23 protein-coding genes are annotated in these 24,079 nt (G+C 35.1%); 14 read left to right on the top strand and 9 right to left on the bottom strand.

What is annotated here, in order from left to right; genetic code table 11:
• Positions 1 to 67 precede the first annotated feature (67 nt).
• From SIB89_RS12505 to trkA, 5 genes are all read right to left on the bottom strand, one after another.
• The gene (locus SIB89_RS12505; protein ID WP_412560038.1) at positions 68 to 277 is read right to left on the bottom strand and encodes a hypothetical protein; all 210 of its coding nucleotides are present in this window, start codon (positions 275 to 277) and stop codon (positions 68 to 70) included.
• Positions 278 to 338: 61 nt separating this feature from the next.
• Positions 339 to 623 (bottom strand): hypothetical protein, encoded by a 285-nt coding sequence (locus SIB89_RS12500; RefSeq protein ID WP_412560037.1) that lies wholly within the window; start codon positions 621 to 623, stop codon positions 339 to 341.
• Positions 624 to 742: 119 nt separating this feature from the next.
• Positions 743 to 991, bottom strand: a complete 249-nt coding sequence (locus tag SIB89_RS12495; protein WP_412560036.1) for a hypothetical protein — start codon at positions 989 to 991, stop codon at positions 743 to 745.
• A gap of 163 nt (positions 992 to 1,154) precedes the next feature.
• Entirely contained in the window at positions 1,155 to 2,648 is a 1,494-nt protein-coding gene (locus SIB89_RS12490; RefSeq protein WP_412561914.1) for a TrkH family potassium uptake protein, read from the bottom strand.
• A gap of 17 nt (positions 2,649 to 2,665) precedes the next feature.
• Positions 2,666 to 4,015 (bottom strand): Trk system potassium transporter TrkA, encoded by a 1,350-nt coding sequence (gene trkA, locus SIB89_RS12485; RefSeq protein WP_155088390.1) that lies wholly within the window; start codon positions 4,013 to 4,015, stop codon positions 2,666 to 2,668.
• A gap of 233 nt (positions 4,016 to 4,248) precedes the next feature.
• Between trkA and ubiE the strand changes: the two genes are divergently transcribed.
• Both ubiE and SIB89_RS12475 read left to right on the top strand, forming a co-directional pair.
• The gene (gene ubiE / locus SIB89_RS12480; RefSeq protein WP_412560035.1) at positions 4,249 to 4,980 is read left to right on the top strand and encodes a bifunctional demethylmenaquinone methyltransferase/2-methoxy-6-polyprenyl-1,4-benzoquinol methylase UbiE; all 732 of its coding nucleotides are present in this window, start codon (positions 4,249 to 4,251) and stop codon (positions 4,978 to 4,980) included.
• Position 4,981: 1 nt separating this feature from the next.
• The gene (locus SIB89_RS12475; protein ID WP_155088388.1) at positions 4,982 to 5,698 is read left to right on the top strand and encodes a porin family protein; all 717 of its coding nucleotides are present in this window, start codon (positions 4,982 to 4,984) and stop codon (positions 5,696 to 5,698) included.
• On the opposite strand, the gene SIB89_RS12470 is transcribed toward SIB89_RS12475, so the two are convergent.
• Positions 5,685 to 6,419, bottom strand: a complete 735-nt coding sequence (locus SIB89_RS12470; RefSeq protein WP_412560034.1) for a TrmH family RNA methyltransferase — start codon at positions 6,417 to 6,419, stop codon at positions 5,685 to 5,687. The two genes, SIB89_RS12475 and SIB89_RS12470, sit on opposite strands and share 14 nt — an antisense overlap.
• Positions 6,420 to 6,532: 113 nt before the next feature.
• Here SIB89_RS12470 and SIB89_RS12465 point away from each other — a divergent pair, with 113 nt between their 5' ends.
• From SIB89_RS12465 to accD, 3 genes are all read left to right on the top strand, one after another.
• Positions 6,533 to 9,106, top strand: coding sequence for a BamA/TamA family outer membrane protein (locus tag SIB89_RS12465; RefSeq protein WP_412560033.1), 2,574 nt, complete (start codon positions 6,533 to 6,535; stop codon positions 9,104 to 9,106).
• A 120-nt stretch (positions 9,107 to 9,226) separates the two neighbouring features.
• Entirely contained in the window at positions 9,227 to 10,294 is a 1,068-nt protein-coding gene (gene fbaA, locus SIB89_RS12460; RefSeq protein ID WP_155088385.1) for a class II fructose-bisphosphate aldolase, read from the top strand.
• Between the two features lie 202 nt (positions 10,295 to 10,496).
• On the top strand, positions 10,497 to 11,354 hold the full coding sequence (accD, locus tag SIB89_RS12455; protein WP_155088630.1) for an acetyl-CoA carboxylase, carboxyltransferase subunit beta: 858 nt from the start codon (positions 10,497 to 10,499) through the stop codon (positions 11,352 to 11,354).
• Positions 11,355 to 11,488: 134 nt separating this feature from the next.
• Here the strand turns inward: accD and SIB89_RS12450 are convergent, their stop codons facing one another.
• Positions 11,489 to 12,253: a hypothetical protein gene (locus tag SIB89_RS12450; protein WP_412560032.1), complete on the bottom strand. Its 765-nt coding sequence runs from the start codon at positions 12,251 to 12,253 to the stop codon at positions 11,489 to 11,491.
• 75 nt (positions 12,254 to 12,328) lie between these two features.
• Positions 12,329 to 13,435: a PAS domain S-box protein gene (locus tag SIB89_RS12445; RefSeq protein ID WP_412560031.1), complete on the bottom strand. Its 1,107-nt coding sequence runs from the start codon at positions 13,433 to 13,435 to the stop codon at positions 12,329 to 12,331.
• Positions 13,436 to 13,614: 179 nt separating this feature from the next.
• On the opposite strand from SIB89_RS12445, the gene rpsO reads away from it, so the two are divergent.
• From rpsO to rpe, 9 genes are all read left to right on the top strand, one after another.
• Positions 13,615 to 13,884 (top strand): 30S ribosomal protein S15, encoded by a 270-nt coding sequence (gene rpsO / locus SIB89_RS12440; RefSeq protein ID WP_155088381.1) that lies wholly within the window; start codon positions 13,615 to 13,617, stop codon positions 13,882 to 13,884.
• A gap of 191 nt (positions 13,885 to 14,075) precedes the next feature.
• Complete coding sequence (locus SIB89_RS12435; RefSeq protein ID WP_412560030.1) at positions 14,076 to 16,331, top strand: polyribonucleotide nucleotidyltransferase; 2,256 nt, start codon at positions 14,076 to 14,078, stop codon at positions 16,329 to 16,331.
• Positions 16,332 to 16,551: 220 nt separating this feature from the next.
• Positions 16,552 to 17,988, top strand: coding sequence for a glycosyltransferase (locus SIB89_RS12430; protein ID WP_412560029.1), 1,437 nt, complete (start codon positions 16,552 to 16,554; stop codon positions 17,986 to 17,988).
• A 268-nt stretch (positions 17,989 to 18,256) separates the two neighbouring features.
• The gene (gene proC, locus SIB89_RS12425; protein WP_273288702.1) at positions 18,257 to 19,063 is read left to right on the top strand and encodes a pyrroline-5-carboxylate reductase; all 807 of its coding nucleotides are present in this window, start codon (positions 18,257 to 18,259) and stop codon (positions 19,061 to 19,063) included.
• Between the two features lies 1 nt (position 19,064).
• Positions 19,065 to 19,844, top strand: coding sequence for a glutamate 5-kinase (gene proB, locus SIB89_RS12420; RefSeq protein WP_412560028.1), 780 nt, complete (start codon positions 19,065 to 19,067; stop codon positions 19,842 to 19,844).
• A 24-nt stretch (positions 19,845 to 19,868) separates the two neighbouring features.
• On the top strand, positions 19,869 to 21,068 hold the full coding sequence (locus tag SIB89_RS12415; protein ID WP_412561913.1) for a glutamate-5-semialdehyde dehydrogenase: 1,200 nt from the start codon (positions 19,869 to 19,871) through the stop codon (positions 21,066 to 21,068).
• A gap of 80 nt (positions 21,069 to 21,148) precedes the next feature.
• Positions 21,149 to 21,523, top strand: coding sequence for a hypothetical protein (locus SIB89_RS12410; RefSeq protein WP_155088376.1), 375 nt, complete (start codon positions 21,149 to 21,151; stop codon positions 21,521 to 21,523).
• Positions 21,524 to 21,621: 98 nt separating this feature from the next.
• Complete coding sequence (locus SIB89_RS12405) at positions 21,622 to 22,485, top strand: RNA polymerase sigma factor RpoD/SigA (protein WP_094967995.1); 864 nt, start codon at positions 21,622 to 21,624, stop codon at positions 22,483 to 22,485.
• Positions 22,486 to 22,917: 432 nt separating this feature from the next.
• Complete coding sequence (gene rpe / locus SIB89_RS12400; protein WP_412560027.1) at positions 22,918 to 23,580, top strand: ribulose-phosphate 3-epimerase; 663 nt, start codon at positions 22,918 to 22,920, stop codon at positions 23,578 to 23,580.
• A gap of 24 nt (positions 23,581 to 23,604) precedes the next feature.
• On the opposite strand, the gene SIB89_RS12395 is transcribed toward rpe, so the two are convergent.
• Positions 23,605 to 24,024, bottom strand: a complete 420-nt coding sequence (locus tag SIB89_RS12395; protein ID WP_412560026.1) for a CBS domain-containing protein — start codon at positions 24,022 to 24,024, stop codon at positions 23,605 to 23,607.
• Positions 24,025 to 24,079 lie beyond the last annotated feature (55 nt).

The raw sequence follows: 24,079 nt of genomic DNA, 5'->3' as shown, positions 1-24,079 counted from the left end.
GACTAATATGTTTACAGTTAATCAGAAGGAAAAGCTCTAACGTAAATTTTATGTTAGAGCTTTTTTATTATGATGCAAAAAGCATCCAAACCAAAGCGATTATTATTACAGTTGATACACCTACAACTTTAATCCACATTATTCTATTCTCCCTTTTGAGTCTTTTTCTTATCTCTTGTAGCTGCTCTGGTGTGGCTTTTGGCAAATTGTATTCCATTTTATCGTTTTTACCATAGCCACCAAGTGTCTTTCTAAATCTTTTAGATTTATCGAGCATTATATTCTTATTGCTCCTTAAAATGCTAATCATTGATTCTCCTAGCGGCATATTTGAGATATTAATAAGTCAATAATTCAACTATTCCATTGCTTGAGTAAAGAAATGCATATAATAAACCTAGAAAAAGAATTGTTGTAATTATAATAACTTTTGTCATTCTAATTTTTCGCTCTTCTTTTAGACGCTTTGCGATAGCAGTAAGCTGCTTATCGGTTGCTTTAGGCAAATTATATTCTGTTTTTTTATCTAGACTATAACCACCCAATCTGTTTTTTAATCTGTCACGCTTAGAAAGCAATTTTAGATTATTCTTTACGCTAATTACCATTGAAGTTCCAGCCATAATTTCTAGATTTTAGATAAATAAAGTTTAGAGCAGCATAAAAAACTATTATGTTGCTGTAGATATAAAAGGCATTAAAAAATGCCAGTTAAAGTTCTGAAAGTTTATAGGTGTTCTTTCTAGAACAGCGCTATTAAGGCGATGGCAAACACTGATAATTTTAAAAGTACAGCTGTATGGTTTACCTTGCGTAATTGTGAAGATTTGATACGTTGTCTAATTCCAAATACAGACTTCGTTGTAGATTTGCTAAAGTTTTCTTTCACAATTGATTTGTAATTAGAATTCAATAGTCCATTGGTTGTAAAATGAGACACCTCAATGGGTTCTGGTACTGTTTCTAATTTTTGATTTAATACTAATTCCATGATTGATATTTTTAATTGGTTACGCTAATATGACGCACAACAATTAATTTTGTTACACTCTGTGTTTCAACTATAGCAATAGATTGAAGCACTCAAACTCAAAAAACAGCAGTAGAATTATAGGCTAGCTAAATTTTAAAAAATCTCAATAAAAATTAAAATTTTATCTGTTTCGCCAGAAAAATGGAGTCAATAAAATAAGAATTGTAAATAATTCTAAACGTCCAAGAAGCATTAAAAAAGAAGCCCACCATTTCCCTAAAACAGGTAAGGCTGCATAATTATTTACAGGTCCAAAGTCACCTAGAGCTGGCCCAACATTACCCAAACTAGAAGCTGAAAGTCCTACTGCAGATGTAAAGTCTATTTGAAACATTGAAAAGACCAAAGCACCAATTATAAAAGACAACATATATAAAATAAAGAAGCCTAGAATATTAAAAACAATATCTTTTGAAATGGATTTGGTATTATACCTTACTGGCAAAATTGCATTAGGATGTAACGCACGTTTAAATTCCAAAAAACCGTTCTTGATTAAAATAAGGTGCCTTACCACTTTAACACCACCCGAAGTACTACCAGCAGAACCTCCCAAAAACATCAACCCAAAGAAGAACACGGTTAAAAATGGTGTCCACATGGTATAATCTGCAGTTACAAAACCTGTTGTCGTAACAATAGCCAAAACCTGAAATAGTCCATGCCTTATAGCACTTTCACTTTCCCCAAAAACCATTGGGTGCGTTATAGTCGATTGAGAAACATCAGCTCTAAAATATATTAAAAGGACTGCCACTATAGTAAAAGCCGCTATAAACTTAAAATAGAGTTTAAACTCATCATCCTTAACAATTTTCTTTACGTTACCCTTAAAGAGGTAATAACTCAAAACAAAATTCGTACCTGCCAAAAACATAAAAAAGATAATGATATATTGAATGGCAGGATTATCATTCCAATGCGCAATACTGGAATTTTTTGTTGAAAAACCTCCAGTGGATAAGGTGCTCATTGCATGATTAATGGCATCGAAAAAGGACATTCCTGCTACTTGAAGTAGTATAGTTTCAGCCACTGTATAGCCAAAATAAATTAACCATAAACGCTTTGCTGTATCTGTAATTCTAGGATGTAGTTTATCACCACCAGGACCTGGTGCTTCAGCCGCAAACAACTGCATACCACCAACGCCAAGCAAAGGTAAAATGGCAATGGCCAGTACAATAATTCCCATACCACCAATCCAATGTGTCATGCTTCGCCAAAACAATATGCCTTCTGGTAAGATTTCAATATTATTTATTATACTGGCTCCAGTAGTGGTATAACCAGACATGGTTTCAAAAAAAGCATCTGTAAACGACGGAATGGCTTCCGTTGCCAAATAGGGCAAGGTGCCTGTAAGGGACATAACTACCCAACCAAAGGCCACAACAATGTAACCTTCGCGCTTGTTCATCTCTTTACGGTGTTTCTTGGTGCCATACATTGCGATAGCACCCAACAACAAGGTTGACAAACCTGCTAGAAACAAATTTAAAGTAACACCATCTTTATAAATAAGGCTGATTAATGTCGCCAGCATCATAAAACCACCATTGAACAGCAGTAGCAGTCCAAAAAAATGGAAAATGATTTTATAGTTAAGATGCATTCGATACATAATAGTAATTATGAGAAAAAGGCTTCGACTTCAGAAATTGAGCGCGGCAAACAGCAAACCACTACACGATCGCCAGCCTCTATTTTAAAACTTCCAAGAGGAATCATACCATTTCCGTTTCTTATAACTCCACCGAAAATAGCAGACCTCGGAAAGTTAAGATCCTTTATGGTCTTATTAGTAATTTTTGAATTTGGCTTTACCACAAACTCCAATAGTTCGGCATTCATGTTTGTAAGCTTGGTCATGGCGACAACCTCACCTTTTCTGATATATCTGAAAATATTATTGGCAGCTAAGAGTTTTTTATTAATTAGTGTATCAATTCCTATGGATTGAGACAATTGGTAATAGTCCATGTTTTCAACCAAAGCAATAGTTTTCTTTACACCTTTAGACTTTGCTAAAAGACAGGACATAATATTGGTTTCAGAGTTTCCGGTTACGGAAATAAAAGCATCTGTATCCGAAATATTTTCCTCTTCGAGTATTTCAACATTTCTACCATCACCACATATAACCAGTGCATTAGGCAATTGATCTGCAAGATCCTCAGCAACAGGCTTTCTACTTTCAACCAGTTTAACGTTGAATTTACTCATGCACAAATCTCTCGCTGTCTTATAGCCAATTTTACTACCACCAAGAATCATCACGTTTTTAATTCCCATTTTGACTTTTCCTGATAATTCAAACAATTCTGCATCGCCTCCTTTAGAGGTCATAAACACCACCTTATCACCTTCCTTAAATTGTGTATCACCTCTCGGGATAATGGTATATTGAGTAGCATAACGTTGTATGGCAATAGGAATGAAATGCAACTCAGGATATATTTCAGCAGCTTCCCTCACAGTTTTACCAACAAAAGTTGCGGTTCTCGATAAACGCAATCCCAACATGGTAAGTGCACCACCTTCAAACTCATAGGTGTCATTAAATCCATACTGGTTTAACAACAATTCTATTTCCTTAGCCGCTAAAGATTCTGGTGAAATCAATTCATCTATTCCAAATTGAGAAAAACCAATGGTCTCTTTTTCATCAATAAACTCAGTATTAGAAATTCTGGCTATTGTGCGTTGTGCACCAAGCTGTTTAGCCAGTACACTAGCTGTGATATTTGTAGTTTCAGAAGACGTTACGGCAATAAACAAAGCTGCTGATTCTATACGCGCTTCCCTTAAAATGGCGATGGAAGTTGCATCCCCTTTTATGGTTTTTATGTCTAAATGCTCGCCTGCATAAGCCAAGCCATCTTTTTTGGTATCGATAAGGGTTATCTCTTGCGACTCATAGGACAATAGCTTTGCTAAATGAAATCCTACTTCTCCTGCACCTGCGATAATTATTTTCATTACGAAATGTTCAAAATAAACATGCAAATATACTAAGAAGTTCTAAGTGAAGCTAAAGTTATAGCGACTTAGAAGTTTTTATCTATTTCTTCTATAGAGACCACAATTTTCCTTAAGAAGGATTTAAATTACAGCTTTTCTTCGGTAAGCAATGCACTGATAAATTCAATTCTTGGATTTGGTCTTTAAATTTTCAAGTGAAAAAAATCACGTACTTTTGCCAAAAATTTTTAATGGCCAAAAAGATAAAACCATATAAGAATAGTGATGCTTCCAAGAAAGAGCAGGTAACGGAAATGTTTGACACAATTTCTAAAGAATATGACGGCTTAAATCGAGTTATTTCATTTGGAATTGATGTAAAATGGCGAAATAAAGTCGTTAAATTAGTTTCTGAAAAAAAACCAGAAAATATTCTGGATATCGCTACAGGAACCGGTGATTTGGCCATTAGTCTTACCTCTACAAATGCTAAAGAAATCATAGGATTAGACATTAGTGATGGTATGTTAGAAGTGGGCAGACGAAAAATAAAGTCCAAAAACTTAGATGGCATTATCTCCATGGTTATCGGAGATTCTGAAGATCTACCGTTTGAAGACAATACCTTTGATGCTATTACCGTTGCCTTTGGAGTTAGGAATTTTGAAAATTTAGAGAAAGGGCTCGCTGAAATCTTAAGAATCTTAAAACCCAATGGTATTTTTGTGATCCTAGAAACATCTGTGCCCACAAACCCTGTTTATAAATTTGGTTATAATATTCATTGTAGACTAATTTTACCAATGGTTGGTAAATTGTTTTCAAAAGATAGAGTTGCTTATAACTATTTAAGTGAATCTGCCTCAGTTTTTCCATATGGAGAAGCACTGAACAATATTTTAAGGAAAATTGGGTTTATTAATGTCGAAGACAAGCCACAAACTATGGGTGTGGCAACAATTTACACAGCATCTAAAGCATAATATGAAAAGAATCATAATCTTTCTTGCACTAATACTGGCATTTCAAAATGTGTCGGCCCAATTATTTACCAAAGAAAAGGTTGCAAATAATATCGATAACATAGACCAAAAGTTTTTGTCTTGGGGTTATTTTCTCGGTTTTAATCAATACGACTTTAAGTTTAATTACAACCAAGACTTAAAAGATATCTTGGTTGATAAAACCTTCGGGTTTCATTTAGGTCTTATAGGAGATATGCGTATTAATGATCACCTCAACCTTAGATTAGAACCAGGTGTTTTCTTTACCACAAGAAATTTACAGTATGATGAAAGCTATTTTGCAGGTACGGAATTTAATGATTCTGATTTGCTAAGAGAGGTTAAATCCACCTACATACATGTACCGTTATTATTAAAAATTTCAACCAAGCGCATTAACAATTTTAAGCCGTTCATCATAGGAGGGTTTTCCACAGCTTTAAACCTATCAAGTAATCAAGATAATCCAGATGATAATAGTGCAGGTGAGTTTAGAATGAAAAAAAGCACCTATTTCTATGAGATTGGTTTTGGTATAGATCTTTATCTGCTCTATTTCAAATTTACACCTTCAATCCGTGGCGTTTTTGCCATTAACGATGAAATCGTAAGAGATGCAGACCCAAATAGTCCTTGGACAGGCAATGTGGCAAAAATGCAAACTAGAGGTGTTTTTATTAACTTTACTTTTCAATAAGACGACGTCTAAATTCACTTAATACAATTGCTGTTGCATTGGCAACATTTAGGCTTTCTGTATTTTTACTTTCGCCATATTGAGGTATGGTAAGTTGTCGGTCTACTTTTTCTTTAATTGAATCAGAAATACCATTGGCTTCATTTCCCAAAACTACTATACCTGTACTGGGTAATTCAGTTTTATAGATATTTTCCCCATTCATAAATGTTCCAAATACATCAGTATTAGTTGCTGATATAAATTCTTCGAGATTTAAATACGTGATATTAACACGTGTCAATGAACCCATTGTTGCCTGCACCACTTTAGGATTGTAACAATCTACTGTATTGGCACTGCAAACCAAATCCTTAACACCATACCAATCGCAAAGTCTTATGATTGTACCTAAGTTGCCTGGATCTCTTACATCATCCAATGCAATTATTAGTTCTTCCCTATCAATATCTTTAGCCTTGGGAATATTAAAAACTGCCAAAGCTGTATTTGGATTTTTAAGTGAACTTATCTTTTTAAGTTCTGCCTCAGAAATATCAGTAACAAGCTGTTTTGGTGCGTCAAAAATCGGTTGGGTAGTATATAAATTCTGAAGCTTAAAATCTGAATTTAAAAATTCTTCAATCCCTTTTATCCCTTCGACTGCAAACAGCCCTAATTGTTGTCTATATTTTTTTTGGGTTAAACTTTTAATTAACTTTATTTGATGCTTTGTAACCATTAAAATGTCTTTACATTTGTTAGAGTTATTACAAAGTAAACCTTTTTGGACTAATTTTTGTTTATAACATCCAATATCAAAAAACAATACACCCATTGAGACTGCTACATCGCATGTTACAATTCATTAAAAAACATAAGACCACTTATAGTGTATTGTTTTTTTGTTTCACCTTTTTATTTTTTAGTTCTTGTAATGTTGTAAAGCGTGTTAAGGCTGATGAACACTTAATAACTAAAAACACAATTATTGAAAACGGCAAGGTCAATAAGGAGGAACGTGTCAACAACATCATCATTCAAAGAACAAATCTTGGGATGGAAAGCTTCTTTGGTTTTCCGTTGAGGCTTCATGTTTATAACTTAGCTCGACCAAACATTGATTCTATATTACAAGCTAAAGTATTGAGTGATTCTTCTAAAGTCCGTTGGAAAACCGCTTTACTATCAAAGAAGCAATTTGACCGAGAAATACAATCGCGTAAAAACTTTAACAGTTGGTTGAAACGCACAGGAGAAGCACCTACAATACTAAATGAAGAAAAAACCGCAAAGACAGTTACCAATCTCAGAAAGTATTATTATAGTAAGGGTTGGTTTGACAATGAAGTGAATTATCAAATAGAAAAAGACAGTAGCAAAAGAGCAGAAGTAACCTATACAGTTGTTAAAAACAAACCGTACTTTTTAGACTCTTTAAAACCTATAATAAGCAGTCCTGCAATAGATTCTCTCTACGGTAAATTCAGTAAGGCATCATTACTAAAGAAGGGAGAACAATATGATGAGCAGAATTTTGAAAACGAACGTGAGCGTATCAATACATTTCTACGTAATTCTGGCTTCTATTATTTTGGGCAAGACTATATAAGGTTTGTAACGGATACCATTGGAACAAACCATAAGGTAAACACAGAATTAATTATAGCAGACCGCAGCATTAGAACCGATGATTCTACATCAATAGAACCCTTTAAAGTTTATAAAATCAAAGAGGTTAATATTTTTACGGATGATAATTTTGAAAATCGGTTTAAAACTATTTCAGACACCACCACTTACAAAGATTACAACCTTTATAGTAAAGAGAAATTGAGGTTTAGACCCAAGGCACTTACTGATGCCATTTTTATTAATAAGGGAGACATTTACACTGATCTAGCGCGTAGTAGAACATCGAGATACCTAAATGACCTACAAATGTTTCGGTACCCAAGTATAGAATATGTAGAAAACAGAGATGATACTACATTAACAGCAAATATTTACTTAGAACCCAAGAAAAAGTATGGCTTAAGTTTAGATTTAGATGTTTCTCAAAGTAATATTCAAACTATTGGGTTTTCAGTAACTCCCGGTTTAAAAATCAGAAATATTTTTAGAGGTGCTGAAACTCTAGAAATTAGTGGAATTGCAGCCATTGGTGCATCTAAAGATGGAAATGATAATGAGGACGCCTTTTTTGACATTAACGAGTTTGGTGGTAATGTGAGATTATCTATCCCGAGATTATTCACCCCTTTTAATACCGATAGTATTATCCCTAAATATATGTCGCCAAATACTGCGATCAACCTCTCTATAACAGGTCAACAAAATATTGGATTAGATAAGCAAACACTTTCTGGGCTTTTAAGCTATAACTGGTTACCTTCTACAACAGTTTCTAATACTTTGGAATTGTTTAATGTTCAGTTTGTGAAAAACTTAAACACAAGTAACTATTTTGGTGTTTACTCAAATTCTTTTGGAAGGTTAAATAGTATTGCTAGAAGCATTAACTATATTGATAATGACGAAAGCTTGGTAGATGATAGTTTACCTAATCGGTTTTCTCCAGCAGATCAATTTATTGATGATGTATTGGCAGGAAACACAAGTTTAACATCAAACGATGATGATTTTTTAATTGTAAATAATATAGAAGAACGCAAACAGCGATTAACAGAAAACAACCTTATTTTCTCCTCTAGTTTTGACTATAAAAAAGATAAACGTGCAAATATTTTTGACAACGATTTCTCAATTTTTAAGTGGCGAATAGAAATCGCAGGAAATTTATTATCCAATCTATCTGAAGTATTTGGCTCATCAAAAAACGAAAATGGAAATTATGAAGTATTTGGTGTGGCTTTTTCACAGTATTTTAAAACTGAGATAGATTATGTAAAGTATTTTGACTTAGGTCGTAAAAACGTATTTGCTTTTAGAAGCTACGCAGGTATTGCCATTCCTTATGGTAACTCTAACAGTATTCCATTTGCGGAAAGTTTCTTTGCTGGTGGACCTAATGACAACAGAGCTTGGACTGCTTATAATCTTGGCCCAGGAAGTTCTACAACAACCAACGAATTTAACGAAGCTAACTTTAAAATTCACTTAAGTGCCGAACAGCGTTTTGGCCTTTTTGGAGATCTAAGAGGTGCGCTTTTTGTTGATGCCGGCAACATATGGAATGTTTTAGATAATGTTGAAGATGAAGAAGCAACCTTTACCGGTTTTAGCTCTTTAGAAGATATTGCTGTAGGGTCTGGTTTTGGACTTCGTTACGATTTTGATTTCTTTGTTCTGCGTTTCGATACTGGTTTTAAAACCTATAACCCTTCCCTGCCTGAAGGCGAACGCTGGTTTAAAGATTACAACTTTAGAAACGCAATTTATAACATTGGAATTAACTATCCTTTTTAAAAAACACTTAACATATTACTATATCGTTTTCGGTATTTAATACCCGATTTATCTCTAAAAACCAACTCATAAATATTCAAAATTGCTTATTTTTGAGTCTAATTTTTCAATCATAAAATTATGAGTCACAATATTAAACCTGGCGTTGCAACAGGTAGAGAAGTTCAAGAGATTTTCAAGTTAGCAAAAGAAAAAGGCTTTGCCTTACCAGCTGTTAATGTTATAGGTTCAAATTCTATAAATGGTGTTTTAGAAACTGCTAAAGCGTTAAACGCACCTGTAATTATTCAGTTTTCTAATGGTGGTGCACAATTTAATGCGGGTAAAGGATTAGGTAATGAAGACCAAAAAGGTGCTATTGCTGGTGCCATCGCTGGCGCAAAGCATGTACATCTTATGGCAGAAGCTTATGGAGTACCTGTGATTTTACACACCGATCACTGTGCAAAAAAATTATTGCCTTGGATAGATGGTTTATTAGACGCAAGTGAAAAACACTTTGAAGAAACTGGAAAACCGTTATATAGTTCCCATATGATTGATCTTTCTGAAGAGCCAATAGAAGAAAATATTGAGATTTGTAAAGAGTACCTAGCTCGTATGAGTAAAATGGGTATGACTTTAGAAATTGAATTAGGTATCACTGGTGGTGAAGAAGACGGTGTTGATAACAGCGACGTTGATGAATCAAAATTATACACGCAACCTGAAGAAGTAGCCTATGCCTATGAAGAATTAATGAAAGTGAGCGATCAGTTTACTGTTGCTGCTGCATTTGGAAACGTTCATGGTGTTTATAAACCAGGTAATGTAAAATTGACTCCAAAGATTTTAAAGAATTCTCAAGAGTACGTTTCAGAGAAATTTAATGTTGAGCATAATCATATAGACTTTGTATTTCATGGTGGCTCGGGCTCTAGCGTTGAAGAAATAAGAGAAGCTATTGGCTATGGCGTTATTAAAATGAATATCGATACCGATATGCAATGGGCATTTTTGAGTGGTGTAAGAGATTACATTGACGATAACAAAGATTATTTACAAACCCAAATCGGTAGTCCTGATGGACCAGATTCACCAAACAAGAAATATTACGACCCAAGGGTTTGGCTACGTAAAGGGGAACAAGCTTTTGTTGAGCGACTTAAAAAAGCTTTTGAAGATTTAAACAATATAGATACGTTGTAAAAGTTCAATAAATATTCTTAAAACCTATCAATACTAAAGATTATAGTTTTGATAGGTTTATTTTTTATGCTAAATTAGATAGACCTACAACTTTTGAGTTTAATTAATAAGTAGTAATTTTGCCCACCTAACTAACTAATTCATCAATTTACAGACAGAAGTAATTTGTCTATAATTGATGAACCCAAAATCGTATATCAATATGGCTTGGTTTAAAAGAAAAGATAAAGGAATACACACCTCAACAGAGGAAAAAAAAGATACTCCCAAAGGGCTTTGGTATAAATCTCCAACAGGAAAAATTATTGACACCAAAGAACTAGAACAAAATTTTTACGTTAGCCCAGAAGATGGTTATCATGTAAGAATTGGTAGTAAAGAGTATTTCGAAATTCTCTTTGATGATAATAAATTCAAAGAATTAGATGCTAACCTTACATCAAAAGACCCTCTAAAATTCGTTGATACAAAAAAGTATCCTGAGCGTTTAAAGGCTGCACAAGCTAAGACTAACCTAAAAGATGCTGTACGTACAGCTGTTGGCAAGTCCAATGGACAAGATTTAGTTATTGCGTGCATGGATTTTGCCTTCATCGGAGGATCTATGGGAAGCGTTGTCGGTGAAAAAATTGCAAGAGCTGCAGACTATGCCTTAAAAAACAAAGTGCCATTTATGATTATTAGCAAGTCTGGTGGTGCGCGTATGATGGAAGCAGCTTTATCATTAATGCAATTAGCAAAAACTTCCGTAAAACTCGCGCAATTGGCAGATGCCAAAATTCCATATATCTCATTGTGTACCGATCCAACTACTGGAGGAACGACTGCATCATTCGCTATGCTAGGAGATATTAATATTTCTGAGCCAGGTGCACTAATCGGTTTTGCTGGCCCAAGAGTTGTAAGAGATACGACAGGCCAAGAACTGCCTGAAGGTTTTCAAACTTCAGAGTTTTTGTTAGAGCATGGTTTCTTAGATTTTATAACACACAGAAAAGACTTAAAGAAAAAAATTAATCTCTATATAGATTTAATAAAGAATCAACCAATAAGAGCATAAAAAAAGCGAGCCAAATGGCTCGCTTTTTTTATCCAATTAACTCTAAACCAAAAAATTAATTTAAAGTAATAGGGATTTCCGTACCGTTGTTAAAGGTAAATGTCGCTTGGTTATCGCAATCTCCATCACCAAAATCAAAAAACACCTCCAAAGTTGGTTCGCTGTACATCAAAAGAACCACTAACAAAATAGTAGCAAATAACCTCTCTACGTAATGGTACTATAACTTCGTAGGTATGTGTGTTTCCATTAACGAAAGTTGCTTCCCAATCACCAGTAATTTCAAAAACATTGTCACTAAACACTCCGCTTCCAAAACCTTCTATCCATTCTCTTATTCTTGTACCTTCTCTAGATGCCTGTAAGCCATTTGGCCAAATCACTGTAATACTTAAATCGTGCGTAAATTGGGGATTTCCATTATCATTAGATAACTCTTTTAAGATAGATCGGCTAGCTATAATGTTTTTAGCATCAAAATAAAAATCTACTAAATTGTAGTTAATAGCAACTTGTTGCGCTTCAGGATCTCTTGTATAATCAAATATAATTTGCCCTTTAAGTAAATGGCCTCTAACCAAACATCCTTCAGTACCAAAATCTAAAGTTACCTGTCTGTAGTTTTGTTGTACAACCACTGTAATTGTTACACAATCGGGAATATCTCCGTTGTATGTCGTTCTGCCTGTTTCGCTTAATTCTTGACCTTCATAAGCATCGATTACAAGATCACCTAAAACATTATCAATTTGGTCTATTTCGGCTGAGCGCTCAACTTCTGAAGTGTCTTGAACTTGATTTTCTGTTTCTGTAGTTTCATCTTTACTACAAGATGTAAATGTTAAGCCTAAAACCATAAGGCCTAAGACTACTTTTTTTAGTGCATTTAATTTCTTCATGATTACTTTTTTATTGTTAATATAGTGTTAAGACTACTATAATTAAAAAAGGTTTAATTGGCAATAAAAATAATTTTAAGCTCTTTTTAGGTAAATTGAGAATTCAGTACCCACACCTACTTCACTATTCACCTCTACTTTACCTCCAAGTGATTCAATATGGTTTTTGGTAATAAAAAGACCAATGCCTATGGCATCTTCATTGTAATGAAACGTCTTATACATTTGAAAAAGCTTATCACCATACTTCTCCATATCTATTCCCAAACCATTGTCTTTAATCTTAAAAACGATAAAATCCTCTTCAACTATAGAGGTTAGCTCAATAATAGGAGTTCTTTCTTCCGCTCTGTATTTTATGGCATTGGTCAAAAAGTTAAGCACAATACTATCTAAATAGGCAGGGACACCTTTTACAAAGTGACCCTCATCAATTTCATTATAAATTATAGCATTGGCATTTTGAGCCATAGCAATTATATTATACATGGCCTTTTCTACATAATCGTATAAATTAAGAGATTCTAATTTTGAAGGTTCAATTTCCCTGATTTTAGCTACTTCTGTAAGGTGAGAAACTGTTTCTTCTAGATTATCTACAGCTTTTTTCAGCATAACAAGGTGTTCATTATCCTTATGATTGCTAAAATCTTCTTCTAAAAATTCAGTTATCGAGGATAAATTTCCTGCATGTGATCTTAAATTATGTGTCACAATGTTTGCAAAAGCTGTTAACCGTTCATTTTGTTCTTGCACAACATTGAGCATTGCTTTTAGCTTATCTTGGTTTTTTTGGCGATTAGTAACATCATTAAACTGCCATATCATATATGGTTTACCTTCTTTAAAATATACCAAAGACACATAAATTAACACCCACAATATAGAACCATCCTTATGAAAGTAGCGCTGTTTCACGCGGTACTTATCAATCTTACCCGTAATAAGTTTGTCGTACTTCTCTTCATGTACACCAAGATCTTCAGCATAAATGATGTTATGGATATCCATATTAAAAAGCTCCCATCTTGTATAACCCAATAGGTCGCACACACTTTGATTAACCTTTAGCCAATTACCATCTAGATTTACAATTGCAATGCCATTATAAGTATTGTTAAAAACGCGGTCTAATACATCGTGTGCGTTAGAAAAATTCCGACTAGAGTCTACTGCTTTCATCCTTTTTATTTACAGGATTAATAGGTAAAAGCTCTCAATTAGGGAAGGGAGGCTATCAAAATATTTTAATATAGACTAAAAGTTACGAAAAAAACCACAAAACGCAAAAAAAGTCCTATATTTGCCGCTTGAAAGAAAATCTTTCATAGTACATAAAAATCATTTACAATAATATTAGCATGTATTTAGATCAGAAAGCAAAAGAGAAACTTTTCAAAAAACACGGAAAGAACGAAAAGGACACAGGTTCTGCAGAAGGGCAAATTGCGTTATTTACCGCAAGAATCGACCATTTAACAAAGCACTTAAAAAACAATCGCAAGGATTACAACACCGAGCGTTCATTAGTAAAATTAGTAGGTAAGCGTCGTGCTTTACTAGACTATTTAACTAAGAAAGATATCTTAAGGTATCGTGCAATAGTAAAAGAATTAGGATTAAGAAAATAATCTCAATATAAAGACCACGCCTTAAAGCGTGGTTTTTATTTATATATAACGCAGTTGAAAGCGTCTAAAATTCGAATTGAAGAAGCTTACACGGTTTTTCATTGGTCACACAACTACTACACAACAACACAACGACCATTGTTTAACAGTACTGACCATGCTCGGCATATCAGTACCCGAATTAAAAAATTATGATTCCAAAAACTTACAAAGAGGTCATAGACCTAGGTGATGGTAGAGAAATTTCTATCGAAACCGGAAAATTAGCAAAACAGGCGCATGGTAGCGTTGTGGTGCAATCAGGAAAATGTATGCTATTATGTACGGTAGTTTCTAACTATCATCAGGCGGATGTTGATTTCTTGCCATTAACAGTAGATTATAGAGAAAAGTTTGCAGCTGCTGGTCGTTATCCAGGAGGTTTCTTTAAAAGAGAAGCAAGGCCAAGTGATGGTGAAGTATTAACCATGCGTTTAGTGGACCGTGTATTGCGTCCATTATTCCCAAAAGATTATCATGCAGAAACACAGGTTATGATTCAGTTAATGTCTCATGACGATGACGTTATGCCAGATGCTATGGCAGGTTTAGCTGCTTCTGCGGCAATTCAATTATCGGATTTTCCATTTGAATGTCCAATTTCTGAAGCTAGAGTTGGTCGTATCAATGGAGAATTTATCATCAATCCAACACGTTCACAATTATTAGAGTCTGATATCGACATGATGATTGGTGCTTCAGCAGATTCAGTGATGATGGTTGAAGGTGAAATGGATGAGATTTCTGAAGAAGAAATGGCAGACGCAATTAAGTTTGCACATGAAGCTATTAAAGAACAGTGTGCTGCTCAAGTAAGATTAGCAGAAGCTGTTGGTAAAAAAGAAGTACGTGAATACGAGCCAGAGCGCGAAAATGAAGAATTAGAAAAGAAAATCCATGACATGGTTTACGATAAAACGTATGCCATTGCAAAAGCAGGTTCTGCAAAGCACGAAAGAGGTGCAGCATTTTCTGAAATTAAAGAAGAGGTTTTCAACTCGTTCTCTGAAGAAGAGCAAGATGATTTAGGAAAGCTCATTCACAAGTATGTTGCTAAAGCACAGAAAATAGCGATTAGAGATTTAACCTTAAACGAAGGATTACGTTTAGATGGTCGTCAAACCACTGAAATCAGACCAATTTGGTGCGAGGTAGATTATTTACCATCAACACACGGTTCTGCGATTTTCACTAGAGGTGAAACTCAGGCGTTAGCTACAGTAACTTTAGGAACATCTAGAGAAGCAAACCAAATAGATATGCCATCATTTGAAGGTGAAGAGCGTTTCTATTTGCATTATAACTTCCCACCGTTTTCAACTGGTGAAGCAAGGCCAATCCGTGGAACATCGCGTAGAGAAGTAGGTCATGGTAACCTAGCACAACGTGCATTAAAAGGTATGGTGCCAGAAGATTGTCCATATACAGTAAGAGTTGTTTCAGAAGTATTAGAATCTAATGGTTCGTCTTCTATGGCAACGGTTTGTTCTGGTACAATGGCATTGATGGACGCTGGTGTTCAATTAAAGAAACCTGTGTCTGGTATTGCCATGGGATTAATTTCTCAAGGTGATAAATATGCTGTTTTATCTGATATTTTAGGTGATGAAGATCATCTTGGTGATATGGACTTTAAAGTTACTGGTACTGCCGACGGTATTACAGCTTGTCAAATGGATATTAAAGTGAAAGGATTGTCTTATGAGATTTTAGTGAATGCACTAAAACAAGCAAGAGATGGTCGTTTACATATCCTTGAAAAACTAACGGATACGATTGCTCAACCAAATGAAGACGTTAAGGATCATGCACCAACAATGGTGACAAGACGCATCCCTAATGAGTTTATTGGAGCATTGATTGGTCCTGGTGGAAAGGTAATTCAAGAATTACAAAAAGAAACCGACACAACTATTGTAATCAATGAAGATCCTGAAACCGAAGAAGGTATTGTAGAAGTACTTGGAGTTGGTAAAAAAGGTATTGATGCTGTAATGGCAAAAATCGATTCTTTACTGTTTAAGCCAGAAGTTGGTAGTGTTTACGAAGTCAAAGTAATAAAGATGCTAGATTTTGGAGCTGTTGTAGAATATACTGACGCGCCAGGAAACGAAGTTCTTTTACACGTAAGTGAACTAGCTTGGGAACGCACAGAAAATGTGTCTGATGTTGTAAACATGGGAGATGTATTTGATGTGAAGTACTTCGGAGTCGATTCTAGAACCCGTAAAGAAAAAGTATCCCGTAAGGCATTATTGCCAAAACCAGAAGGTTTTAAGGAAAGACCTCCAAGAGACAATAATCGTGGACGCGATAATAGAGGCAGAGACAATCGTGGTCGCGACAATCGCAACAGAGATAATCGCAGAGACGATAGAAAGCCTAGAGAAGATAAAAAAGAGGATTAATTCTTTTTTGAAACTTTATAAGCTAAAAGCCCATCAAATTTTGATGGGCTTTTGTTTTTCTAAAATGTTATATCTACAATTACATCTAACCCATTGCATGAGGCCAACACAAAACTAAAAGATCATATAATTTCTTAAATAATTATTAAAAAAAAATCTAAATCAAAACTTGTCACGTACATCTCTTGTAAATTATTAATTAAAAAGGAGATAACAGCCTATGGCCTCAAAAAATAATGCCCTAAAGAACTTAAAACTTAAGCTAGATTTCAATCTTAAAAAAATAAAGACTTTTGTAAACGCGACCTTATACGGCAACGGAAAAACTCAAAATCCTCACAATAAAATTGTCCTACTTAGTACATTTATCATATTAACCATTGGGCTCTATTTCTTTTATGTTTTCCATAATGATTTGGAGCAATTTAATGTTGACAGAAGAAGCTCAACAATTGGCTTAACCTTCGTAATAATCTCCACTTTATTATTTATATACAAAGTATTTTTATTTATCTACACAGCTTATAACTTTTACAAGTATAAAGCCATAGAGTCTGTTTCTGATAATGAGTTGCCAACCTGTACTGTTATTGTACCAGCTTATAACGAAGGAAAACAAGTATATGATACCTTAATGAGTTTAGCTCAAAGTAACTACCCTATTGAAAAGCTGCAATTATTGTCCATTGATGATGGCAGTAAGGACGACACATGGGATTGGATGCAAAAGGCTAAGGAAACACTAGGTGACAGAGTGGAAATATTCCAACAACCAGAAAATAAAGGAAAAAGACACGCACTTTACAGAGGTTTTAACCTTGGGTCTGGAGAGATTTTTATTACTGTAGATAGTGACTCTATAGTTACCGAAGATACTTTGAGAAATTTGGTAAGCCCATTCTCTAAAGACGAAAAATGTGGCGCTGTTGCAGGTAACATCAGAGTATTAAATAACAAAAAGGAAATTCTTCCTAAGATGCTCGATGTCAGTTTTGTGATGAGTTTTGAGTTTGTCCGCTCGGCAGAAAGTAACTTAAATTCCGTACTCTGTACACCAGGTGCTTTAGCAGCTTACCGACGCTCAGCAGTTTTTAATTGTTTGCCAGAATGGATTAACCAAACCTTTATGGGACAACCTTCTGATATTGGTGAAGACAGAGCCATGACCAACATGATATTAAAGCAAGGCCAACATGTATTATTTCAAAAAAACGCTGTGGCCTACACCAATGTACCAGAAAAATATCCAGGACTTTACAAAATGTTTATCCGCTGGGCAAGAAGCAACGTAAGGGAAAATTTAGCTATGGCTAAATATGTATTTACAGATTTTAGGGAAGGTAGTAAACTAGGTAGTAGATTATTATTTATCAGTCAATTCTTAAGAATTGTAATGAGTTATCCATTTGTGATTTTTATGCTGTTTTTTGTTTTGACACATCCACTATTATTCCTAGGATCTACATTAATGAGCATCTTAGTGGCATCATCTTTTGCAGTAGCATTCTATGCTTATCGTTACGAGTTAAAAGAGTCCATTTGGGCATATAGTTACAGTATTCTCTACACGTTTGCCTTATTCTGGATAACTCCCTATGCCATTGCTACGGCTAACAAAAGAGGTTGGTTAACACGCGGATTAGCAGAAAAAAATTAAACTGATTGTCAGAACTATTTAAGAAAACCCATCATAATTGATGGGTTTTTGCGTTCATTTTCACATTCTGTCACCGACAGACTGGCAGTTTTAGTCAACTAATGCAAAACTGTAATTTTCATATTGACAAACTTATGCGCTAATATCATAGAAATTCTTAACAATTACTTTTAATCACTCCATATTTCCAAATTTTTAAAATTAGTTGTTCTATTTGGCACTCTCGTATAGTCCTTGTGGTAAATAGAGTGAAATAATTAAAATAAAAATGAAAGTATTAGTAATAGGAGCCGGTAATATGGGCTTAACGTATGCAGAAGGCATGGCGAGTTCACCTTTATTGAGCAAGCACAAGCTTAGGATATATGATACCGATCCTAAAAAAATAGAGAGCCTAAGAAAAGACTCAAGATTTGATGTCTATGATAATCTAGAAGATTGCTTACCTAAAGCACACATAATTTTTGTAGCAGTAAAACCTTATCACAGTGAAGGCTTGTTTGAACAAATGAAACCGATGCTAAATAAAGAGCAATTATTTGTCTCTTTAATGGCAGGAGTCACTTTAGAGACCATACAAAATGGCCTCAACCAGAAGAAAGTGATACGTACAATGCCCAACCTACCAGCACAAGTTGGTAAAGGTGTGACATCTTACACCGAAGCTGAGGAAGTTTCTAAAGTTGAAATGATTATGGTGAGAAATTTATTAGACACCACAGGCACTTCAATTCATGTCGATTCGGAAAAATATATAGATGCCTCAACAGGAATTTCGGGAAGCGGACCAGCATATGTATTCTATTTTATGCAGTCCATGTTAGAAGCTGCTCTCAAAATGGGCTTTTCGGATTATGATTCAAAAGTATTAGTGAGTAGCACTTTTGAAGGTGCAATAGAGCTCTTCAACCAAAATAATATATCTCCAAAATCATGGATAGATAAAGTGGCCTCAAAAGGAGGCACAACACAAGCTGCCATCGATTCAATGGAAGACAATAATGTGAAACAGCTGATACAAGATGCGGCCTACGCTGCTTTTGACAGAGCTGTAGAATTAGGTAAAGACAAATAAAATGAATGACGATATAAAGCGTGTGGTTGTTAAAGTAGGAACCAACGTACTAACAAACAAAGACAACAGAATTTTAGGACCAGTACTGCGCGAATTGGTAAGGCAGATTGCTGTACTTTACGAAGATGACATAATGGTAATCTTAGTATCCTCAGGTTCTGCTATGGCTGGCATGGAGGTATTGGGAGATACCAATATTGAAAACAAATCGATAAGACGACAGGTCTATTCATCGGTTGGCCAACCGAGGATGATGCGCCATTACTATAGCATCTTTCATGATTACGGAATGCGTTGCGCCCAAGTATTGGCTACAAAGCGTGATTTTGATCCTGGTAAACATCGCGAAAACATGATTAATTGTTATGAAGGATTGTTATCAGAAGGTGTTATCCCAATCGCTAATGAAGATGATGCCGTATCATTGACCATGTCCATGTTTTCTGATAATGATGAGCTAGCCAGTTTGGTAGCAGAGTTGGTCAATGCAGACCGACTAATAATCCTATCTGATACAGATGGACTTTACACAGGACATCCTGATGACGACAATTCAAAAATCCTGAATGTTGTAAAAACGAACGAAAACGTTGAGAAATACGTTCAGGCTTCAAATAAAAAGGAAGGTGAAGGACGTGGCGGCATGGCATCGAAATTAAAAATTGCCAAAGGGACTGCCAGAAAAGATATACCTACCTATATCGCTAACGGAAAACGAGAAAATGTCATTGTGGACATTGTAAAAAACAAACAAATAGGCACAAAATTTATAAGTGCCTAAACATTGAAAAAAATTAAATTAGAAATGAAACTTTTAAATACTGAAATAAAAAATAATGTTCTTAAAACCATGATTACAATCTTGGAAAGGGAACGTAAAAATATCATTAAGGCTAATAGAAAGGATTTAGACGCCTTTCAAAGAGAAGACCAAGCATTATTTGATCGGTTAATTGTAAACGATAAAAAGGTGGATGAGATGATCGAAGCTGTTAAAGCCGTGATGCTTCAAGACGATCCTGTTGGAAAAGAGATATCTAACAGAACACTTCAAAATAATTTAAACATCGTTAACACCACGGCTCCATTCGGAACGATTTTGATTATATATGAATCTAGACCAGACGTAACCATTGAAGCCGCAGTATTGGCATTTAAAGCCAATAATAAAATTCTGCTCAAAGGTGGTAAGGAAGCTTTAAACAGTAACCTTATTTTAGAAAAGTGCTGGCATGAAGCCTTAGAGGAAAACGGTCTTTCCAAAGATTGGATTAAATTACTGCACCTTAAGCGTGAGGAAACACGTGAATTCTTGAAAAATCCTTCCGAACCTTTAGACTTAATAGTACCACGAGGTGGAGAATCACTGATTAAATTTGTTAAGGAAAACGCATCTTGCGCAGTATTGGTGAGCGGTAGAGGAAACAATTTCCTTTATGTATCGGAACATGCGGATTGGAGCAAAGCCGTAAATGTAATTATCAATGCAAAGACCGATAAGATTTCAGGATGTAATGCTTTGGACAAAGTCTTAATCAATAAAAATCTTCCTGAATATGAATTGAAGTTAAAAATGCTTCAGGAAAAACTCGAAAAACACAAGGTCGAAATCTTGGTTGACGATAAGGTATCGGACATTTTATCACAAAAGGAAACCGTATCTGACCTAGATGTATGGTACGAAGAGTTTCTAGCTTTAAAATTGTTAATCGGTGAAGTCGACAATTTGGAAGAAGCTATAGATATCATCAACATGTATTCGGGTAAACATTCTGCAGCCATAATTACCGAAGATAAGTTAGAAGCCATGCAATTTATGCAGAATGTAGACAGCGCTGCAGTCTACCATAATGCCTCCACAAGATTTACAGACGGTGGGCAAATGGGTATTGGTGCAGAACTCGCTATAAGTACAGATAAGCTACACCATAGAGGTCCACTAGGGTTAAACCAATTGGTAACTAATAAATATTATGTATTTGGAGAAGGACAAGTAAGGATTTAATCCTTATTTGTCTTACCATTCACTTCGTTAAACTATCTTAAAAATTTGTATTTGTCGTATAAATGCTTATATTATAGGTTATGATAACACAAGACAAAGACAAATACGCAGAAGAGTTAAATCATTCTATTGCTTATCTCGAAAATTTGGGATATTCTAATATTAAGGCTGATATTGAAGGTTACGAAACACCAAAATCTTACCTTAAAAAAGGTAGCGATATTGAAGTAACACCTGATATTGTTGCCGAAAAAGAAGGCAGAAAGCACATTTTCGATTTAAGTTTGAAGTCTCAAAAACCAAGGCTTCTTAAGTCCAAGTGGCTGTTTTTAAACACATTAAGTCAAATTAAATCGTATCGTTTTAGATTAATTACCAAGAGAGGGCATTACAAATTTACTAATGAGACTATCGACGACATTAATCTTGACACGGTTAAGCTTCTAAAGATCTAAAAGTTTTTTTTTAAAAGTTGTGTAACATTTTATTGCTTTTGTACGTATAATAAAAGCAACACGTTGTTGCGGGTAAATTGCACAAATCTTAAAATTAAATGAGACAACTTAAAATTACCAAGCAGGTAACCAACAGGGAAACTGCATCATTAGACAAGTACCTACAAGAAATTGGTAAGGTAGATTTGATTACAGCCGACGAAGAGGTAGAATTAGCTCAACGCATTAAGGCAGGTGATCAGATTGCTTTAGAAAAGTTGACTAAAGCTAACTTACGTTTCGTTGTATCTGTTGCTAAACAATACCAAAACCAAGGTTTAACTTTACCAGATTTAATTAATGAAGGTAATTTAGGGTTGATAAAAGCAGCACAGCGTTTTGACGAAACGCGTGGTTTTAAATTTATATCCTATGCCGTTTGGTGGATTAGACAATCTATCTTACAAGCATTAGCAGAACAATCTCGTATTGTACGTTTACCGCTGAACAAGATTGGTTCAATTAACAAAATAAATAAGACGTTTGCGTTTTTAGAGCAAAGTCATGAGCGACCGCCTTCTGCGGAAGAGATTGCAAAAGAATTGGACATGACGATTAACGATGTTAAGGAGTCGATGAAGAATTCTGGTCGTCACGTAAGTATGGATGCACCTTTAGTTGAAGGTGAAGATTCTAACTTATACGATGTATTGAGAAGTGGTGAATCACCAAATCCAGATAAAGATTTGTTACATGAATCTTTACGTACGGAGATTGAGCGTGCATTAGAAACCTTAACACCTCGTGAAGCCGATGTAATTCGTTTGTATTTTGGTTTAGGAAATCAACATCCTATGACTTTAGAAGAAATAGGCGAAACGTTTGATTTAACTCGTGAGCGTGTAAGACAAATTAAAGAAAAAGCGATAAGACGATTAAAGCATACGTCTAGAAGCAAGATATTAAAGACATATTTAGGTTAGTTTTTTGTATATTTAACGACCAACCTAATAAAGGTAACAACAGTTACAAAACATAACTGTTCGTTTTTTGATTGATGAAAGAACCCACGGCTGATTACCGTGGGTTCACTTTTTACAGCCCATCCCTAAAATCCCTTCCCAGAAGGAAGATACTTTACCCTCTTTTGTTCTTTCCCAAAAGGGAAGAAACCTTACTATCCCTAATCTTTTGACAAAACACTTCGCGTTTTTGCGCCTTTGCGAGAAAACTTAGTCATATGTGCTTCGTGCTTCGTGCTTCGTGCTTCGTGCTTCGTGCTTCGTGCTTCGTGCTTCGTGCTTCGTGCTTCGTGCTTCGTGCTTCGTGCTTAAAAAAGGAACGATTTAAATTTATTCCACCAAGACCTCCATAATTTATTTACCTTTGCACAAACTAAAACAACCCAACTTACAATGGCTTCAAAACTAATTGCCCCTTCCATGCTAGCTGCCGATTTCGGCAACCTTCAACGTGATACAGAAATGGTAAACAACAGTGATGCTGATTGGTTCCACATCGATGTCATGGATGGGCATTTTGTACCAAACATTTCATATGGAATGCCAGTTATACAAGCTATAAAAAAACATGCCACTAAGCCTTTGGATGTGCATCTAATGATTGAAAAGCCAGAACGCTACATTGAGGAATTCGCTAATTGTGGCGCTGATATCATTACAGTTCATTATGAATCTACGGTACACCTCCACAGAACGCTTAGGCAAATTAAGGATGCAAGCTGTAAAGCCGGTATTGTTTTAAATATTACCACACCAATATCTGTTTTAGAAGATATATTACCTGAGTGCTATATGGTTTTATTGATGTCCATAAACCCAGGGTTTGGAGGACAAAAATTTGAAGACGTGACCTATCAACGTATTAAAAAGCTTCGTGCAATGATAGACGCACAGGGCCTAGACACACGTATAGAAGTTGATGGTGGTGTAACTGATAAGAATATACAGAAACTCGTTGAAGCAGGTGCAGATACTTTTGTAGCCGGTAGCCATGTTTTTAAGAGTGATGACCCAACGGCAACCATTGCAGCCTTAAAAGATTTAGCCAATTCATAAAAAAAGTGCCCAATGGTGCTTGTTTCAATATTGATCAATTAAATAATTGATTAAATCCGTGGTTGTTACCATACCTACCAATATACCATCATCGACTACTGGCAATGCATGAAATTCTCTTGTCGCCAAAATTTTTGCAACTTCCTTGATTGAGGTCTGGGAGTTTACAGTAACAACATTCTTAGCCATAACCTGATCTATAGTAAACATATTGTAAATCAACGTGTCGACTTCACTTTCAGACTCATCAACAGCATCCGCAAAACTGATTCTTAATAGGTCAGTATAGCTTAGTATACCCACAATAACTTCTCCAGACACTACAGGAATATGTCTTATTTTATGACGTTTAAATAACATTTCGGCACACTCCAAATCGTCGCTTCTATTAAGTGCTATAAGATGCTTTGACATTATAGTGCTTACAGGTGTTCTTTGTCTCATAATTTCTAGGTTTTAAATTCAGAATAAAGTTACCTATTCAAAACCATAAATTATA

This window comes from Winogradskyella sp. MIT101101 (genome assembly GCF_047126865.1).
Classification (GTDB): Bacteria; Bacteroidota; Bacteroidia; order Flavobacteriales; family Flavobacteriaceae; genus Winogradskyella; species Winogradskyella ouciana.
This window is presented reverse-complemented; position numbering and strand designations above follow the sequence as displayed.

Excerpts from the sequence above, each read along its gene's own strand:
- proC (WP_273288702.1), top strand. The coding sequence starts at position 18,257 with ATGAAAGTATTAGTAATAGGAGCCGGTAATATGGGCTTAACGTATGCA.
- SIB89_RS12500 (WP_412560037.1), bottom strand. The coding sequence starts at position 623 with ATGGCTGGAACTTCAATGGTAATTAGCGTAAAGAATAATCTAAAATTG.
- SIB89_RS12405 (WP_094967995.1), top strand. The coding sequence starts at position 21,622 with ATGAGACAACTTAAAATTACCAAGCAGGTAACCAACAGGGAAACTGCA.
- SIB89_RS12470 (WP_412560034.1), bottom strand. The coding sequence starts at position 6,419 with ATGGTTACAAAGCATCAAATAAAGTTAATTAAAAGTTTAACCCAAAAA.
- SIB89_RS12435 (WP_412560030.1), top strand. The coding sequence starts at position 14,076 with ATGATTCCAAAAACTTACAAAGAGGTCATAGACCTAGGTGATGGTAGA.
- proB (WP_412560028.1), top strand. The coding sequence starts at position 19,065 with ATGAATGACGATATAAAGCGTGTGGTTGTTAAAGTAGGAACCAACGTA.
- SIB89_RS12490 (WP_412561914.1), bottom strand. The coding sequence starts at position 2,648 with ATGCATCTTAACTATAAAATCATTTTCCATTTTTTTGGACTGCTACTG.
- SIB89_RS12475 (WP_155088388.1), top strand. The coding sequence starts at position 4,982 with ATGAAAAGAATCATAATCTTTCTTGCACTAATACTGGCATTTCAAAAT.
- SIB89_RS12465 (WP_412560033.1), top strand. The coding sequence starts at position 6,533 with ATGTTACAATTCATTAAAAAACATAAGACCACTTATAGTGTATTGTTT.
- rpsO (WP_155088381.1), top strand. The coding sequence starts at position 13,615 with ATGTATTTAGATCAGAAAGCAAAAGAGAAACTTTTCAAAAAACACGGA.
- SIB89_RS12430 (WP_412560029.1), top strand. The coding sequence starts at position 16,552 with ATGGCCTCAAAAAATAATGCCCTAAAGAACTTAAAACTTAAGCTAGAT.
- fbaA (WP_155088385.1), top strand. The coding sequence starts at position 9,227 with ATGAGTCACAATATTAAACCTGGCGTTGCAACAGGTAGAGAAGTTCAA.
- SIB89_RS12445 (WP_412560031.1), bottom strand. The coding sequence starts at position 13,435 with ATGAAAGCAGTAGACTCTAGTCGGAATTTTTCTAACGCACACGATGTA.
- SIB89_RS12505 (WP_412560038.1), bottom strand. The coding sequence starts at position 277 with ATGCTCGATAAATCTAAAAGATTTAGAAAGACACTTGGTGGCTATGGT.
- SIB89_RS12450 (WP_412560032.1), bottom strand. The coding sequence starts at position 12,253 with ATGAAGAAATTAAATGCACTAAAAAAAGTAGTCTTAGGCCTTATGGTT.
- rpe (WP_412560027.1), top strand. The coding sequence starts at position 22,918 with ATGGCTTCAAAACTAATTGCCCCTTCCATGCTAGCTGCCGATTTCGGC.
- accD (WP_155088630.1), top strand. The coding sequence starts at position 10,497 with ATGGCTTGGTTTAAAAGAAAAGATAAAGGAATACACACCTCAACAGAG.
- SIB89_RS12415 (WP_412561913.1), top strand. The coding sequence starts at position 19,869 with ATGAAACTTTTAAATACTGAAATAAAAAATAATGTTCTTAAAACCATG.
- SIB89_RS12495 (WP_412560036.1), bottom strand. The coding sequence starts at position 991 with ATGGAATTAGTATTAAATCAAAAATTAGAAACAGTACCAGAACCCATT.
- SIB89_RS12410 (WP_155088376.1), top strand. The coding sequence starts at position 21,149 with ATGATAACACAAGACAAAGACAAATACGCAGAAGAGTTAAATCATTCT.
- trkA (WP_155088390.1), bottom strand. The coding sequence starts at position 4,015 with ATGAAAATAATTATCGCAGGTGCAGGAGAAGTAGGATTTCATTTAGCA.
- SIB89_RS12395 (WP_412560026.1), bottom strand. The coding sequence starts at position 24,024 with ATGAGACAAAGAACACCTGTAAGCACTATAATGTCAAAGCATCTTATA.
- ubiE (WP_412560035.1), top strand. The coding sequence starts at position 4,249 with ATGGCCAAAAAGATAAAACCATATAAGAATAGTGATGCTTCCAAGAAA.